At 56.4% G+C, this 15,724-nt stretch carries 13 protein-coding genes; 4 read left to right on the plus strand and 9 right to left on the minus strand.

The features are described from left to right. Position 1: 1 nt before the first annotated feature. Complete coding sequence (locus V6E55_RS15240) at positions 2–4,954, minus strand: alpha-2-macroglobulin family protein (protein ID WP_316943253.1); 4,953 nt, start codon at positions 4,952–4,954, stop codon at positions 2–4. 274 nt (positions 4,955–5,228) lie between these two features. Here V6E55_RS15240 and V6E55_RS15245 point away from each other — a divergent pair, with 274 nt between their 5' ends. The 4 genes from V6E55_RS15245 (at position 5,229) to V6E55_RS15260 (ending at position 9,859) form a co-directional block, all read left to right on the plus strand. After that, positions 5,229–6,773, plus strand: coding sequence for a PTS transporter subunit EIIC (locus V6E55_RS15245; protein ID WP_316943255.1), 1,545 nt, complete (start codon positions 5,229–5,231; stop codon positions 6,771–6,773). A gap of 12 nt (positions 6,774–6,785) precedes the next feature. Beyond that, positions 6,786–8,153: a 6-phospho-alpha-glucosidase gene (locus V6E55_RS15250; protein WP_316943256.1), complete on the plus strand. Its 1,368-nt coding sequence runs from the start codon at positions 6,786–6,788 to the stop codon at positions 8,151–8,153. A gap of 90 nt (positions 8,154–8,243) precedes the next feature. After that, entirely contained in the window at positions 8,244–9,089 is an 846-nt protein-coding gene (gene sseA / locus V6E55_RS15255; RefSeq protein WP_316943257.1) for a 3-mercaptopyruvate sulfurtransferase, read from the plus strand. Next, positions 9,089–9,859: a MurR/RpiR family transcriptional regulator gene (locus tag V6E55_RS15260; protein ID WP_316943258.1), complete on the plus strand. Its 771-nt coding sequence runs from the start codon at positions 9,089–9,091 to the stop codon at positions 9,857–9,859. The genes sseA and V6E55_RS15260 overlap by 1 nt, the downstream gene beginning before the upstream one ends. 17 nt (positions 9,860–9,876) lie before the next feature. Here V6E55_RS15260 and sseB read toward each other — a convergent pair whose 3' ends face one another. The 8 genes from sseB to iscU form a co-directional block, all read right to left on the minus strand. Further along, on the minus strand, positions 9,877–10,653 hold the full coding sequence (gene sseB, locus V6E55_RS15265; RefSeq protein WP_114977506.1) for an enhanced serine sensitivity protein SseB: 777 nt from the start codon (positions 10,651–10,653) through the stop codon (positions 9,877–9,879). 5 nt (positions 10,654–10,658) lie between these two features. After that, positions 10,659–11,945, minus strand: a complete 1,287-nt coding sequence (pepB, locus tag V6E55_RS15270; protein WP_316943261.1) for an aminopeptidase PepB — start codon at positions 11,943–11,945, stop codon at positions 10,659–10,661. Positions 11,946–11,998: 53 nt separating this feature from the next. Beyond that, positions 11,999–12,199, minus strand: a complete 201-nt coding sequence (gene iscX / locus V6E55_RS15275; protein ID WP_003860650.1) for a Fe-S cluster assembly protein IscX — start codon at positions 12,197–12,199, stop codon at positions 11,999–12,001. Between the two features lies 1 nt (position 12,200). Then, the gene (gene fdx, locus V6E55_RS15280) at positions 12,201–12,536 is read right to left on the minus strand and encodes an ISC system 2Fe-2S type ferredoxin (protein ID WP_014071345.1); all 336 of its coding nucleotides are present in this window, start codon (positions 12,534–12,536) and stop codon (positions 12,201–12,203) included. Position 12,537: 1 nt separating this feature from the next. Next, complete coding sequence (gene hscA, locus V6E55_RS15285; protein ID WP_316943263.1) at positions 12,538–14,388, minus strand: Fe-S protein assembly chaperone HscA; 1,851 nt, start codon at positions 14,386–14,388, stop codon at positions 12,538–12,540. A 14-nt stretch (positions 14,389–14,402) separates the two neighbouring features. After that, positions 14,403–14,918, minus strand: coding sequence for a co-chaperone HscB (hscB, locus tag V6E55_RS15290; protein WP_114977503.1), 516 nt, complete (start codon positions 14,916–14,918; stop codon positions 14,403–14,405). An 80-nt stretch (positions 14,919–14,998) separates the two neighbouring features. Next, positions 14,999–15,322: an iron-sulfur cluster assembly protein IscA gene (gene iscA, locus V6E55_RS15295; protein WP_003860659.1), complete on the minus strand. Its 324-nt coding sequence runs from the start codon at positions 15,320–15,322 to the stop codon at positions 14,999–15,001. Positions 15,323–15,335: 13 nt separating this feature from the next. Then, a complete protein-coding gene (gene iscU / locus V6E55_RS15300) occupies positions 15,336–15,722 on the minus strand; it encodes a Fe-S cluster assembly scaffold IscU (protein WP_003860661.1) in 387 nt (128 codons plus the stop codon). Positions 15,723–15,724 lie beyond the last annotated feature (2 nt).

Below are 15,724 nucleotides of genomic sequence, written 5' to 3' on the forward strand. Positions count from 1 at the left end.
ATTACGGAACAACAATCAGCGGGCCACTGGAGGCACCCGTTGCCCGCCACTGCGGAACATACATGGATTCAACCATCGGAACCGGTACCTGGTAGGTTCCCGGCGTGACTGCACGGGCCAGGTAGACCAGCGTCACCGGCTGCCCTTCATTGACAGGGACTGCCGCGACGAAACGATCGTCACGGAATTCCATATGCTGAATATCCGCCTGCTGCATCTGGCTGAGCAAGTTCTGCACTTCGCTACCACTGTCCTGCAAACTGGCGCTACTGCTCGCCAGGTTTTGGTTTTCCAGTTCCAGCCCAGCCGGGAGCAGATCGACAACCAACGCATCAGGCACGTTCTGGTTGGCTTTAACTTCCAGCCACACCAGCACCAGCTCACCGCTCTTCAGCTCAGAAAGAGACTTCGAGCTGCCGTCGGTTGCCAGAATATGCCGTTCAACCTGCAATACGTTAGAGGCTGGCTGAGGCGCGTATTCCGGATAACCCGTACTGTCCAGGCGCACCCACAGCGGTGTCGTACCGGTATTGGTCACCTGCAGTGCGCTAAGCTGATCGCCATTCACATTTTGGATCAGCGATTTATCCCCACCTGATGCGGTATCAGACAACGAGGTTTTGGCCTGCCATGCCCCTGACAAGGTTTGCAGCGAACGTCCGGCCAGGAAAAGAGCATTACTCTCCTGAGTGGACAACCAGCGCTGGCTGAAGGCCTGTTCAGACAAGGCATTCAACAGCGTATTTTGCGCATCCGGCAGCAGCTTGTACTCCTCCAGGAGGGAGAGCATCAGTGCGTTATCACGCAGGACGCTACCGTAATCGGCCATCCAGGTTTTGCTGTCGTTACGCGGCGTTTTGAGTGCCAGATCCAGCGCCTGCTGGCTGCGCGGAGCATCACCCATCAGTTTAAGTGCCATACCCAGTTGCATCAGCGGTAGTCCGGAGGCCGCTTGCCCGTGGCGCTCCCAGATCTCACGCAGCGCACCCAGTGGCGCTTTTTGCTGACGCGCCAGCACCAGTGCAGCGTAAGCCTGTACGGCGAACTTGCTGGCCTGAGTATCGTCGCTATAGCGAATGGACATCATGCCCGGATCCTGCAGATAACGAAGCAGGCGGCTATTGGCGTTATTCACTGCATCCACAGGTACGCTGTAACCCTGCTCGCCCGCACGCACCAGGAAGTCAGTAACGTAAGCGGTCAGCCAGTACTCTTCCGGGCCGTTTTTATCCCACAGCGCGAAACCACCGTCCTCACGCTGCATCTGCAACAGACGGGAGATACCGATATCAATGGCCGCGCGGCGTTTGTCGTCCGTATCACCTTTGATGCCAAGTGCGGTGAGTTGCGCCGCATTGGTGTAGAGCGACGGGAACAGACCGCTGGCAGTTTGTTCCAGACAGCCATACGGATAAGCCTGCAGCTCGCGAATATAACGCGCCAGATTGAGCGGCGGTTTGCCGCTCAGTAACAGTTGCCCCTGCAAGGTCGCAGGAGAGAAACCATTGATATGCTGCGCAGGTGCCGTCCAGGACTCACCAGGGTTCAGCATAGCCCCTGTATTCACCGTCTGGGCCGGGAACGCCAGACGCACGCCGATTTTCCAGCTCTTCTGCTGCGGTGCGAAAGTCTCGCCCGGAAGCTGTAGGCCGGTAACCTGCGCGGTCACTTCACCGTCGCCATAACCGTCCAGCGCGCGCACCGGAATAAACAGAGTGGTTCGTGCACCCGGCGGCAGTTGCACCGGCTGCGGCTGTGCGCCTTCAAGCGACAGTTTGCCAGTCGCGGTCAGGGCGATGCTCAGCGTCTGCGGCTTGTCAGTCAGGTTGGTGAGATCCAGCGTCAGCCGTGAGGTATCTCCGCTTGCCAGGAAGCGTGGAGTATTCAGCTCGGTAATGACCGGCGCGGCGACAATAACCTTGCTTTCGCTGCTACCGAAATCATCTTCCGTCCAGGCCTGCGCCATCAGGCGCAACTCACCGTTGAAATCGCCAATCGGCAGCGTAACGGTACCTTCCCCGTTGGCATCAAGCGTAACCGGCTGAGCCTGCTGGGCAATAATGGTGACGTGGTTCACCGGCGGTTTGCCACCACGCTTGAGTTCATCTCCGTCGCCACCAAAACGCAGCGCTGCCATGCGGCCCTGGCCTTCAATGACCTGGCCGTAGATATCGTAGATATCTGCGCCATAACGCTTCTGACCGAAGAAGGCTTGCCACGGATCCGGCGTGACGTAGTCGGTAATGTTCAGCACCCCGCTGTCCACCGCCGAAAGCAACACGTTCACTTTTTGTGGCGCTGCACCCTCTTTCACGCTGGCTTTCACCTTCACAGAGAGCGTCTGGTTTGGACGCATCTTCTGTGGGTTATCGAGCGCAATGTTCAGGCGGCGATTTTCGTCGCCCATCGGCAGGTGCAGCAGACCCACCGCACGTTTTGGCGTAGCGGATTTGGATTTGTCCCCAGGGCGTACCACCAGCGTGCTGAGATAGAGATCGTGGCGTTTCCAGGCCTTATCCACCGGAATAGAGAGATCAAGCCCGTTTGCCGGTACGTCGATCTCTTTCCACCACAGCGGACCTTCGCTGGATTCGATCATCGCATAGCCTTTACCTGCCGCCGGAGCAGCAATATGCAGTTGAATCGTATCCCCTGGCTGATAAGACGGTTTATCCAGTTTCAACGTCACACGGTCAGGACGCGCAGCCCCTGTACCGTCACTGTTATCCTGCCAGCTATACCCTGCCCAGAAGCGCACGCTGCTAACCATCTCGTCAGGTGCTTTAACTTCAAGACGGTATGAGCCCCACTCTACCGGGAAAGTGACTTTGCCGGTCTCATCGGCCTTAAGACTCAGTTCTTGCTCGCCTTCGATCAGATCTTTTTGATCAAACTGCGACTGCCAGCCTTCGCTTTCTGACCAGTTCCAGTAGTAGTCCCGGCGCTCGCGGATCAGGCGAACCTGTAACCCGGAAACGGCCTTTTTCGCCCCGCTGGCATCGGCATACACGATGTCAAAGCTGGCATTGCTATTTTCATCGACAATTGGCTGGTTAACTGTCGTATCGGTACGGTAGTCATAAACGGCTTTGCTGGCGAACTGAGGACGGATACCCGGCAGCTCAGCCGCCGGCCAGATGGCCTGCTCAGCACGACGCGTCACCGGACGTCCCCCGGATTCCAACAGGCTGGCCTGCAGAATCAATTGCAGAGGGGAGTGCACCTCTTTCCACTGGCTTTCGGTAGAAACCTGCCCACGCCCCTTATCATCGAGAGTCAACTGAACTTCATCCAGACTGCGGCTCAGGTTTTCCTCGGCGATATCACCAAACTGGAAGCCCGGCAGCGTAGCGACGGCCTCACGCAGCGGACGCAGGAAAAGCTGGCCCTGCAGAGAATTACCGTTGGCTGGCGCGCCATACAGGTAATACCCCACCACGTTGAAGTCGACGTTATCCTGCGGTGAAACCGGCGTTTTTTGTCCGGTCAGATTCAGCGCCATACGCTCTGGCATAAAATCTTCAACGTGGAAATCCCACAGACGCTGCAGGTTATCCCCCGTGTTGGCACGGACATGCCACATGCCGGTCTGCGCCCCGCTGTCCAGCGGATAGTTAAAGCGATAGAGGCCGTTCTCTGGCTGGACGACGATTGTGCGTGCTACCTGCCCGTCAGGACGCAGTACGTCAAGTTTCACGGGCTGATCGGGAAGTGGTTTACCGTCACTGTCACGTAACAAACCGTTAAGGATCACCGTTTCGCCAGGGCGGTAGAGATCGCGCGGGCCAAACATAAAGAACTGCTTGCTGTAACCCGGCGCACCTGCAATATCAAACTCCGCCAGATCGAGGGCCGGTAACTTAAGGTCAAGCAGCGTCGTTTGCCCGTCTTTACTGGCCAGAATCAGAGCGGCCTCTTTGTCGGTCTCAAGCTTTGCATGGCCATCGCCGTCGCTGTTCGCTTCGGCAAGAGTTTGCCCTTTATCGTTCAACAGGGTGACGGTCACACCGGACTGCGCCGCACCGTTTTCCAGACTCTGGGTAAAGATATCCAGGCGGTTATGGTAACGGTGAGCGGACAGCCCAATATCACTTAAAGTAAAGAGAGTCGCAGCGTTGCTGTAGTTATAGTGCCCCGCCTGGTTCATCACCGCGATATAGACCCCAGACTGCTGAAGCGGCTTAATATCCTTCAGGGGCAGCAGCAATTTTTCACGCGTGTTGCGCGCCGGGTTCAGGTCAAAACGTCCCGTGTAAACCAGGTCAGCCATTTTCAGCAGATTGTCAGATTCCCAGTTTGTCAGCGAATTACGGTATTCCCACTGACTGACAAACGAGGCCAACGATTCCGGCTTCACACGGTAGAAATTCACGTCCACATTGTTGACGTTGAGCGCCATCACTGGCAGACCCTCCACCACCTTGCCAGGTAGCAGCGAGCCACGGCTGGCGAAACCGACCGTCGGTTCAACATCCCGGGTGGTCAGGGCTTTTTCATAATCAATGTCGAACGTTGCTTTGTTCAGCGCCTGCAGGCCACGTTCAACGGTAACGACCAGATTGCGATTGGGCTCCAGATGGCGCAGACGCAGCTCTTTCAGGTTCGGCGCAAGTTCCCACGCCCCGTCAACCTTGCCACTTTTCTTATCCACTACATGTACTGTTTTCGCGAAATCCTGATCAGGATTCAGTGGGACAGAGAAGGTCAACACCAGTGTTGAAGCGCCGTCGAGTTGCACTTCAGAGGCATCCAGCAAGGTTAGCGCTTTACCCTGACTCTGTGCTGCAAGTTTGGCCAGCTTTTCAGCATCGGGCTTTTCCGCCGCTTTTGGTGTTGTGGCTGAGGATGCCGCGGAAGCCGCAGCCTGAGATTTATCGTCGCTGTTATCACAGCCGACAAGCGTAAACGTGGTGAGCAGCGCGAGAGAGAGCGCGGCTAAGCGAAACGGTTTCATCCTTTGTCCCTGGCCCATAGGGCCTGTTGGTCGTCGTCCGGATAAGTATTATCCGCAAGTTTCATTAATTCAAAAAGTCCAATTTTAGGATCTGGAAGGCGGCTCGCACCGGCAACCTGGTGGTGTTATACCGATCACAGCGTCAAACGTCACATGTTACCTTTAACGTCATTTGTTTTTAAAACAAGAAGATAGATGGATTAGCTTGCCGAAAGCCTGCTAGTTTTAAGCGCAAGACGCACCCCGAGTGCGCGGTTCAATAAGAGAGAAAGCCATGAAACGAGCCGTGAACGCCCTACAACATTTCGGAAAATCACTTTATGGACCGGTCCTTATCTTACCGATCGTCGGTCTGTTTATCGCCTTCGGGAACGTACTGGGTAACGGTAATCTCGCGGAGTATGTGCCGTTTCTCGGTCATCCGCTGATTCAACATCTCGGGCAGCTTATCGCGAAATCCGCCGTCTCGGTGCTGGTCAACCTGGCGCTGGTGTTTGCCGTTGGTATCCCGATTGGTCTGGCAAATCGCGATAAAGGCTACGCGGCCCTGATAGGGCTCGTCACGTTTGTGGTGTTCATCAATGCGATGAACGTCACGCTGCAGTGGCAGGGTGAACTGGCCCCCGCAGCGCAGATGAAAGCGGCCGGACAGGTGATGGTACTGGGCGTACAGGTGCTGGAAATGGGTGTGTTTGCCGGGATCCTGACCGGCGCGCTCTCCGGATATCTGTACAACAAATACTCCGGTGTACAGTTTAACGGCGCGATGGCGATTTACTCCGGCCACTGTTTTGTCGCTATCGTGATGCTTCCGGTCTCCATGCTGCTCGGCGTGGTGATGAGTGAACTGTGGCCTTTTGCCCAACACGGTATAAGCGCTCTGGCGCTGGCAATTAAAGGCTCCGGACCATTTGGAGTGGCTATCTACGGTTTCCTTGAACGTATTCTGGTGCCCACAGGCCTGCATCATCTGGTCTATACCCCGTTCCTGTATACCGAACTGGGCGGCACGCAGGAGGTTTGCGGCACGGTTTATCAGGGTGCGCGCAATATCTATTTTGCCGAAATGGCCTGCCCTGAGGTGAAACAACTTAGCAGCACAGTGGTGTGGGACGCGCGCGGCATCAGCAAGATGTTTGGCTTGCCGGCGGCGGCGCTGGCGATGTATATGACCGCCAAGCCAGAGCGTAAGGCGGCAGCAAAAGCGATACTGATCCCGGCAGCGCTGACCTCTCTACTGGTGGGTGTCACCGAGCCGATTGAATTCTCCTTCCTGTTTGTCGCGCCGCTGCTGTTCGTGGTGCATGCGGTGCTGACCGGCATCGGCATGATGCTGTTCTCGTTGCTGGGCGTTCACGCCATCGGCGCCAACGGGATTATCGATTTTATCCTCTACAACCTGCCGCTCGGCACGGTGAAGTCCAACTGGCCGCTGTACATCGTCGTCGGGCTTGTCATGTTTGCCCTCTACTTTGTGGTGTTCCGTTTCCTGATCCTGCGCTTCAACATGAAGACGCCAGGCCGTGAGGATGAAGACCAGGAGACACGCCTCTACAGCAAGCAGGAATACCAGGCAAAGGGCAACAACGACGGGTTGGGTGAATCCATCGTGGTGGGTCTCGGCGGTCGGGAAAATATTGAAGTGGTGGATAACTGCTACACCCGCCTGCGCGTCATGGTGAAGAACGTCGACATCATTGACGAGCCACGCCTGAAGGCGACCGGCGCGAAAGGGATTATCAAACAAGGTAACAACGTTCAGGTGGTCTACGGGCTGCACGTCAAAAAAATGCGAGAAGCCGTTGAGACGTTTCTCTGAAAGGAGCTAAAGATGTTTACACCCCCATTTATTCTGTCGATTGCCGGCGGCGGTAGCACCTACACGCCGGGTATTGTGAAAAGCCTGATGGTGCGCCTGCAGGATTTCCCCCTGGCCGAAATCCGCCTTTATGACATCGACGAGGCGCGTCAGAACACCATTGCGCCAGTCGTCGAGAAGGTCATTCGCGACCACAGTCAGAGCATCAAATTCACCGTTACCCGCGATCCGGAAGTGGCCTTTAGCGGCGCGCATTTTGTGTTCGCCCAGATGCGAGTCGGCCAGTACAAAATGCGCGAAAAGGACGAGAAGATCCCACTGCGTCACGGCGTGGTCGGCCAGGAAACATGCGGCCCCGGCGGCCTGGCATACGGTCTGCGCACAATCCTGCCGATGGTGGAGCTTATCGATCTGGTGGATCGCTACGCGCATGAGAAAGCCTGGATCGTGAACTACTCCAACCCGGCGGCGATTGTCGCGGAAGGCGTTCGGCGCCTGCGCCCGAACGCGCGGGTGCTGAACATTTGCGATATGCCAGTGGCTGCCATGCGTAACATGGGGGCGATTCTGGGCGTCGATCGCCACAAGCTAGAGGTGGACTACTTCGGTCTGAACCACTTCGGCTGGTTTACCCGCGTGCGGGTAGACGGCGAGGACAAGCTGCCCGAACTGCGTAAACATATCGCGAAGTTTGGTCTGCTGACGGAAGACGCCGCCAAAACCGACCCGCAGCATTCCGATCCGTCATGGGTCAAAACCTGGCGCAACATCAAGCCGATCATGGATAACTTCCCGGAGTATCTGCCGAACCCTTACCTGCAGTACTACCTGATGCCGAACCAGATAGTGGAACATCAGAACCCGGACTATACCCGAGCCAACGAAGTGATGAACGGGCGCGAGAAAAAGCTGTTCGCTGCAGCCGAAGAATATAAGCGCACCGGGATCCTGCCAGATGCCTTCCACGTGGGCGTCCATGGCGAGTTTATCGTTGATGTCGCCTGCTCGTTGGCCTTTAACCTGCGTAGCCGCCATCTGGTGATGGTGGAAAACCGCGGGGCGATTACCAACCTGCCTTACGATGCCGTGGTGGAGGTACCCGCTTATATCACCTCCGAAGGCCCAGAACCGATTCGCGTCGGTCAGGTGCCCCTGTTCCATCAGACCCTGTTGCAACAGCAGCTTGCGTCTGAACAGCTGCTGGTGGAAGCGACCATTGAGGGCAGCTATGAGAAAGCCCTCCAGGCATTTACCCTCAACCGCACCGTACCGACCATGGAACATGCGAAGGTGATTCTGGATGAGATGATCGAGGCCAACCGCGACTACTGGCCTGCGCTGCAAAAAGCCTGGCAGGACGGCGAAACGGTGAAAAAATAGGGGCTTGCTCGCGAGTTGAACGTGGTTTGCTTGTCGGTGTCAGAAAAAACACCGACAATCCTTTTTTACGGAAAAGAATGGAGGCAACCCATGTCCACCTCATATTTTGTCGCCGCCGACTGGCTGATTGAGCACGGCGACGATCCGGAAGTCCAGATAATTGACGCGCGTATGGCCCCACCGGGGCAAGAGCATCGTGACGTGCCCGGTGAATACCGTGCCGGACATCTGCCTGGCGCGGTATTTTTTGACATCGAAGCCCTCTCCGATCACACCTCTCCCCTGCCGCACATGCTGCCGCGCCCGGAAGCGTTTTCCGTGGCGATGCGCGAACTGGGCGTCAGCAAAGACAAACACCTTGTTGTTTATGATGAAGGTAACCTCTTCTCTGCCCCTCGCGCCTGGTGGATGCTGAAAAACTTCGGCGTCGAGAAAGTCTCGATTCTGGCGGGAGGTCTGGCTGGCTGGAAGCGCGACGAACTGCCGCTGCAGCAGGGAGACGTGACACTGCCAGAGGCTGATTTTGATGCGACGTTTGACACGAATGTGGTGAAACGCCTGACCGACGTACTGGTCGTCAGCCATGAAAAAACGGCCCAAATCGTCGACGCCCGTCCTGCCCCGCGCTTCAATGCGCAAGCGGATGAACCGCGTCCAGGGCTGAAGCGCGGACATATTCCGGGTGCGCTGAACGTGCCATGGGGCGATCTGGTATTTGAGGGCGAACTGAAAACAACCGATGAGCTACGCGCTATTTTTGATCGTCAGGGCGTGGATTTACACCGTCCGATTATCGCCAGTTGCGGTTCCGGCGTAACAGCCTGCGTGGTCATTCTGGCACTCGCCACGCTCGGCATACACGACGTAACGCTCTACGATGGCGCCTGGAGCGAATGGGGTGCGCGAGACGATCTGCCTGTCGAACCCGCGAAATAATGGATAACCGCCTGGCCACGCTGTTAACGCGCGGGGCGTCACTGACCCGCGCGGAGTATCGCGTTCTTGCCCACCTTACGGAGCATCCGCTGCTGGTGGGTAACATCACGGTGCGCGAGCTGGCGCAGGCGACGTTTGTCTCTACCGCCACCATCATGCGGCTGTGCCAGAAACTGGGGTTCAGCGGCTTTAGCGAGTTTATCTGGCACTGCAAGCAGCTTCTCTCCGACACGCCGCATATTGCTGTTCAGGGGCAATCGCTTCCTGAACTTCCGGCGCTGTTTAATCAGTTTATCGCCAACTATCAGCACACCTTCCAGTGGGCCACCCACGACAAACGCCAGCAGTTTGCCAACCTGCTGCGTCAGAAAGAGAGTTTCTTTCTCTACGGTGCCGGGTTTTCTTACCTGTTTGCGGAGTACCTGACCAAGAAGCTGCAGGTATTGGGCAAAACGGCGTTTATCTCCGGGCCAGGCGACAGCCGGAATATTTTCCTCAGTAATGCCGCACGCTACCAGGTATTCATTGCCGTCTCGCGCAGTGGCGAAACGGAACAGGTGCTGGATAAAGCGCGGATTGCTAAAAACGTCGGTATGACGATCGTTGCGTTCACTCGCGCCTCAGCCAATACGCTGGCGGGGATGGCGGACGTACACTTTGCCCTTTATGACGAGGCGGTACACTTCGCCGCCGAAGCCGCGGGGGTGACGTCGTTTGAGTCGAATCTGGTATTGCTGATGGATTTACTGCTGCTGGAAGCAACGGGGTGACATGCACCCCGTTGTAATCAGATGATGCGGTTGGTTTTCAGATCGCGCAGGAACCCCCCCCAGCGACGCTCATAGAACGGGGTGATGTGCTCAGTAATAAAGTGGCTGATGCCCTTCTCACCGTTCTTCACCTGGCAAATATCAATCGGCTCATCGCCCGGCAGCGTATCGGTGGCCACACTTCCCGCTGCCTGAATGATCTCGTCGATATCGCCGTCAGCTTCAATACCAATCAACAGTACGGGCTGTTCGTCCGCGCTCTCTTTAATGGAACAGAGGAAAGCGCGTCTTACCGGTTTCAGAGTTTTGAACAACGTTGTCAGAGAATCGATCATCTGCGCAGGCGGTTCCGCCACCTCAGACAACAGCAGCGTTTCGCCCCCTTCCAGCACCTCTTGCGTGCTGAGCGGGTTACCCTCTTCGCCAATCAGATGGCTGATTTCACGCGGAGTGAACTCTTTTCCGGTCGGCAGTTTAGCGTTAAGGAACAACGTCTGGCCCAGCGTCATTTCAAACAGGGTACGTACTGGCATCACCACGAACGCCTGTTCGTCTTCAACCGCTTCCTGCAACGCTTCCAGAGAGGTGAAGAACGGGATCACCGAAGTGCCGTCATCTTTCTCCCAGTGCAGCAGATCCAGCGCGCTGTCTTCAACAACCTGCTCCCCTTCCGCTGCGGTGCCCGGCACCCACACGGTGGATTCCAGCAGTGTGCGGAAAAACGCCGGACGATGGGCAGGCTCGGTCGCCGCCTGCTCCAGCAGGGTTTCTAATTCGTTTTTGGTTTCGGACATAACAATTACTCAGCCGTCAGCAGGTTCGCCACGGTACGCACACCCAGACCCGTTGCGCCCGCAGACCACTGCTCAACCGCCGCTTTACGGTACGTTGCTGAGCAGTCGATGTGCAGCCAGCCTTCCTGGTAGTTCTCAACAAAGTGAGACAGGAAACCGGCTGCGGTGCTCGCACCTGCCGGGTACGCCGCGCTTGCGGTGTTATTCAGCTCGGCAAAGTTGGACGGCAGCTGGCTGCGGTGGAACTCGGCCAGCGGCAGACGCCAGAACGGCTCGTTCTCAGCGGCAGCACTTGCCAGCAGGCGCGCGGCCAGTTTGTCGTCGAAGCTGAACAGTGCATGGTAGTCGTTGCCCAAGGCGGTTTTTGCCGCACCGGTCAGGGTTGCCATGTCGATGATCAGTTCTGGTTTTTGGGCAGAGGCGTCGATCAGGCCATCGGCCAGCACCAGACGGCCTTCGGCGTCGGTGTTCATCACTTCGACGTTTTTGCCGTTGCGGTAGCGAATAATGTCGCCCAGTTTGAAGGCATTGCCGCTCACCATGTTGTCAGCACAGCATAGGTAGAGCTTCACACGCTTGTTCAGACCACGGGTGATAGCAAACGCCAGCGCGCCGGTAATGGTGGCCGCGCCGCCCATGTCGGACTTCATGGAATCCATGAACGCGCTCTGTTTCAAGCTGTAGCCACCGCTATCGAAAGTGATGCCTTTCCCGACCAGGCAAGCAAAGACGGGTGCTTCTTTATCGCCAGTTGGGTTGTAATCCAGAGCCAGCAGCACAGGAGGACGCTCAGAACCACGGCCTACAGTATGGATGCCCATGTAGTTTTGCTCGCGCAGGTCTTCACCTTTAGTGATGCGGTAAGACATTTTGTCGCCCGCCACACCGCACAGCAGGTCAACAGCACGTTGTGCCAGCTGTTCCGGGCCCAGCTCTTCTGCCGGGGCATTGATGGTATCGCGCACCCAGTCGATAATGGTCAGACGGCTTTCCAGCTCTTTCTGCCCCACGGCATCAAGGTTCGCCCACTCAATTTTGCGGGTGCCTTTCGGACCTTTATAGCCCGCCCAGAACGCCCAGCTACGGTCGGTGTCCCAGCCTTCGCCGTCGAGGGTGACATGCTTAATGCCCAGACCATCCACTTTGCGCGCCGCGCGCTGGATCAGGCCCAAATCATCTTTGCCCGTCAGGTGCAGGGTAATGCCGTCGTTGTTGATGCTGTACGTGGCTTTTTCTCCCCAGCGTGCGTCTGCAGGCTGTGTGGAGAGCGTAATCTTCATCGCTTCGGTCATTTTATTTATCCTTATTAGCAAACGGGCCGCCTGAAGGCAGCCCGTAAGGTGATTTATTCTGCTTCATCTAACCAGACTAACAGAATCGCCTCCAGAATTTTTTCATTGGATGCGTTTGGATCATCGTCAAAATCCTCTAAATCGCAGATCCACTGGTGCATGTCGGTGAATCGTACGGTCTTCGGATCGAGATCCGGGTTCGCGTCGTAGAGCGCTTCGCCGATTTCACGGCTGTCTGTCCACTTCAGTCCCATATTAATGCTCGCGTGCGTGGTTGATGGTGTAGCGTGGGAATTCCACGACCAGATCTTCATCGGTCACCAGCGCCTGGCAGCTCAAGCGGCTGTCTGGCTCCAGACCCCATGCTTTATCCAGCATGTCGTCTTCATCTTCGGTGCTCTCAGCCAGAGAGTCGAAACCTTCACGCACGACGCAGTGGCATGTTGTACAGGCACAGGATTTTTCACAGGCGTGTTCCACTTCGATACCGTTACGCAGGGCAACATCGAGAATGGTTTCACCGGTCTTCGCTTCCAGAACAGCACCATCCGGACAGAGGTCCGCATGAGGCAAAATAACAATCTTTGGCATATTAAACCTCGTCCACGGACTGGCCTTTCAGCGCGACGCGGACAGATTTGTCCATGCGGCGAGCAGCAAAGTCCTGTGTTTGTTTATCAACGTTTTTAATGGCTTCTTCTATTGCATCAGCGTCATCGCCTTGCGCTACGGCACTTAAGTGTGCGGCAACGTCGTCAATGACCTGGCGCTCAGCGGCGCTTAACAGCGCGGCATCGGCAGCGAGCGCGCCGTTCAGGCTTTCCAGCACGCGTGCAGCTTCAACTTTTTGTTCAGCCAGCATACGCGCCTTCACATCCTGCTCGGCGTAACTCATTGAATCCTGAATCATGGAGGCGATTTCGCCATCGGTCAGACCATAGGATGGTTTCACCTGAATAGATGATTCCACGCCGGTGGATTTTTCCATCGCCGTGACGCTCAGCAAACCGTCCGCATCTACCTGGAAGGTGACGCGAATATGCGCCCCACCCGCTGGCAACGCCGGAATACCGCGCAGCGCAAAGCGCGCCAGAGAACGGCAGTCCTGTACCAGTTCGCGTTCGCCTTGCATAACGTGGATGGACATCGCGGTTTGACCGTCTTTAAAGGTGGTGAATTCCTGTGCGCGCGCTACCGGAATGGTGGTGTTACGCGGGATCACTTTCTCCACCAGGCCGCCCATGGTTTCTAAACCCAGCGACAGAGGGATAACATCCAGCAGCAGCATTTCGCTGTCCGGCTTGTTGCCAACCAGAATATCAGCCTGGATAGCAGCGCCCACGGCAACCACTTTGTCCGGGTCGATGGAGGTCAGCGGCGTGCGGCCAAAGAACTCGCCTACACGCTCACGCACCAGCGGCACACGGGTTGAACCACCCACCATGACCACTTCCAGCACCTCTTCAGCCTCAACACCGGCATCTTTCAGTGCACGGCGACAGGCCAGCAGGGTACGTTTCACCAGCGGAGCGATGAGGTCGTTGAACTGTTCGCGAGAGATGTCACCCTGCCAGCCCGCGACATTCACGGTGACAGACTGTGCATCACTCAGCGCAATTTTTGCTTCGATGGCCGCATCCAGCAGTTCACGCTGTACGCGCGCATCGCTGCGCTCGCTGATGCCTGCCTGCTCGCGAATGAAATCGGCCAGCAGATGGTCGAAGTCATCGCCGCCCAGTGCGGAATCCCCGCCGGTTGCCAGCACTTCGAACACGCCACGGCTTAAGCGCAGGATCGAGATATCAAAAGTACCGCCACCGAGATCATAAACCGCAATCACCCCTTCCTGACCGGAGTCGAGGCCGTAAGCAATTGCCGCTGCCGTCGGTTCGTTCAGCAGACGCAGCACGTGCAGGCCCGCCAGACGCGCTGCGTCTTTGGTGCCCTGACGCTGTGCATCGTCAAAATAGGCCGGAACGGTGATCACCACGCCGTCTAAATCGCCACCGAGCGTCGCCGTAGCGCGCGCCGCCAGTGCTTTGAGGATATCAGCAGAAACACGGATCGGGTTCAGCAGACCGGCCGCAGTCGCGATCATCGGCAGGCCGTTTTCACTGGCCTGCAGTTGATACGGCAAATGAGGGTAACGGGTCTGAATATCGGCCAGCGAGCGGCCCATCATGCGCTTGACGGAGCTGATGGTATTGGCCGGATCGCGCGCAGCATTGGCGCGGGCGTCATAGCCAACCACGTGACCCTGTTGCTGGTAGTGGACCACGGAAGGCAGCAGATGGCGGCCCTGCTCGTCAGCCAGCGTTTCCGCCTGGCCGCTACGCACGGTCGCCACGAGAGAATTGGTGGTGCCCAGATCAATACCCACCGCCAGACGACGCTGGTGCGGTGCGGCACTTAAGCCAGGCTCACTAATTTGTAATAAGGCCATAATTGCTTCCGAAATTAAAAATCGAGCAGCTTTTCTTCGAGTTGTTCAGCACTGCTTCGCAGTTTATCGAGAAAACGGAGTTTGCGCACAGTATCTGCCGCCACGTCCCAGGTCTCGTTGTTCAGTTGCTCCACCATCTGCTGATGGCGGGTATCGAACATGCCTTTCACGCGTCTGATGAAGCTTTCCAGACGTGCTTCGTCTTTCGCCTGTTCAATCTCATCCAGCTCTTCACGCAGCTCCAGCTGTTCCATCAGAAACGCGGTGTCGCGTACGGTATGCTGTTCGCTCGCCAGATCGAAACCGTGGAGCGAGAGCAGATACTCTGCACGCGTTAGCGGATGGCGCAGCGTCTGCCAGGCCTGGTTGATGGTCGCGGATTGCGATACCGCAGCCAATTGCTCTGACTGAGTACCACTGGCAAATTTGTCCGGATGGTACTGACGCTGCAAATCCTGAAAACGGATCGTCAACGCCTGGAGATCAATCGGATATTGAGCGGGTAGTCCGAAGAGAGTGAAGTAATCCATAACAATCTCAGGGGTAGCCTGTTAGAACAAACCCCACGCGTAGCGAGTAACGCCACGGTGGGGTTTCGGATGACGCGCGGTTAAACGTGGAAGCTTTCGCCGCAACCACACTCGTCTTTGACGTTCGGGTTCGTGAATTTGAACCCTTCGTTCAGGCCTTCTTTTACAAAGTCCAGTTGAGTGCCGTTGAGGAATTGCAGGCTTTTGCCATCGACCACCACCTTCACGCCCTTGTCTTCAAACACGGTGTCATCGGACGCCGGTTCATCAACAAACTCCAGTACGTAAGCCATACCAGAACAGCCGGAGGTACGTACGCCCAGTCGCAGGCCAAAGCCTTTACCACGGTTCGCCAGAAAAGAGCTTACTCGCGCGGCAGCGCTGTCGCTAAGGGTAATCGACATACTCAAACCTCAATTATTTTGCTTCACGTTTGCTTTTGTAATCCGCAATGGCGGCTTTGATCGCGTCTTCTGCCAGGATAGAACAGTGAATTTTCACTGGTGGCAGTTCGAGTTCTTCAGCAATATCCGTGTTCTTAATTGCCTGTGCTTCATCCAGAGACTTACCCTTCACCCATTCGGTGACCAGGGAGCTGGAGGCAATAGCAGAACCGCAGCCGTAGGTCTTGAAGCGCGCGTCTTCAATGATACCTTCATTGTTGACTTTAATCTGCAACTTCATCACGTCGCCACATGCTGGCGCGCCAACCATACCGCTACCAACGCTTTCGTCGCTGTTGTCAAAAGAGCCAACGTTGCGCGGGTTCTCGTAATGATCAATAACTTTTTCGCTGTATGCCATGA

Source organism: Enterobacter sp. 342 (assembly GCF_036663495.1).
In the GTDB taxonomy this organism is placed as follows: Bacteria; Pseudomonadota; Gammaproteobacteria; order Enterobacterales; family Enterobacteriaceae; genus Enterobacter.

Coding starts and splice junctions, on each gene's coding strand:
- V6E55_RS15240 (WP_316943253.1), bottom strand. CDS start 4,954: ATGAAACCGTTTCGCTTAGCCGCGCTCTCTCTCGCGCTGCTCACCACG.
- V6E55_RS15245 (WP_316943255.1), top strand. CDS start 5,229: ATGAAACGAGCCGTGAACGCCCTACAACATTTCGGAAAATCACTTTAT.
- V6E55_RS15250 (WP_316943256.1), top strand. CDS start 6,786: ATGTTTACACCCCCATTTATTCTGTCGATTGCCGGCGGCGGTAGCACC.
- sseA (WP_316943257.1), top strand. CDS start 8,244: ATGTCCACCTCATATTTTGTCGCCGCCGACTGGCTGATTGAGCACGGC.
- V6E55_RS15260 (WP_316943258.1), top strand. CDS start 9,089: ATGGATAACCGCCTGGCCACGCTGTTAACGCGCGGGGCGTCACTGACC.
- sseB (WP_114977506.1), bottom strand. CDS start 10,653: ATGTCCGAAACCAAAAACGAATTAGAAACCCTGCTGGAGCAGGCGGCG.
- pepB (WP_316943261.1), bottom strand. CDS start 11,945: ATGACCGAAGCGATGAAGATTACGCTCTCCACACAGCCTGCAGACGCA.
- iscX (WP_003860650.1), bottom strand. CDS start 12,199: ATGGGACTGAAGTGGACAGACAGCCGTGAAATCGGCGAAGCGCTCTAC.
- fdx (WP_014071345.1), bottom strand. CDS start 12,536: ATGCCAAAGATTGTTATTTTGCCTCATGCGGACCTCTGTCCGGATGGT.
- hscA (WP_316943263.1), bottom strand. CDS start 14,388: ATGGCCTTATTACAAATTAGTGAGCCTGGCTTAAGTGCCGCACCGCAC.
- hscB (WP_114977503.1), bottom strand. CDS start 14,918: ATGGATTACTTCACTCTCTTCGGACTACCCGCTCAATATCCGATTGAT.
- iscA (WP_003860659.1), bottom strand. CDS start 15,322: ATGTCGATTACCCTTAGCGACAGCGCTGCCGCGCGAGTAAGCTCTTTT.
- iscU (WP_003860661.1), bottom strand. CDS start 15,722: ATGGCATACAGCGAAAAAGTTATTGATCATTACGAGAACCCGCGCAAC.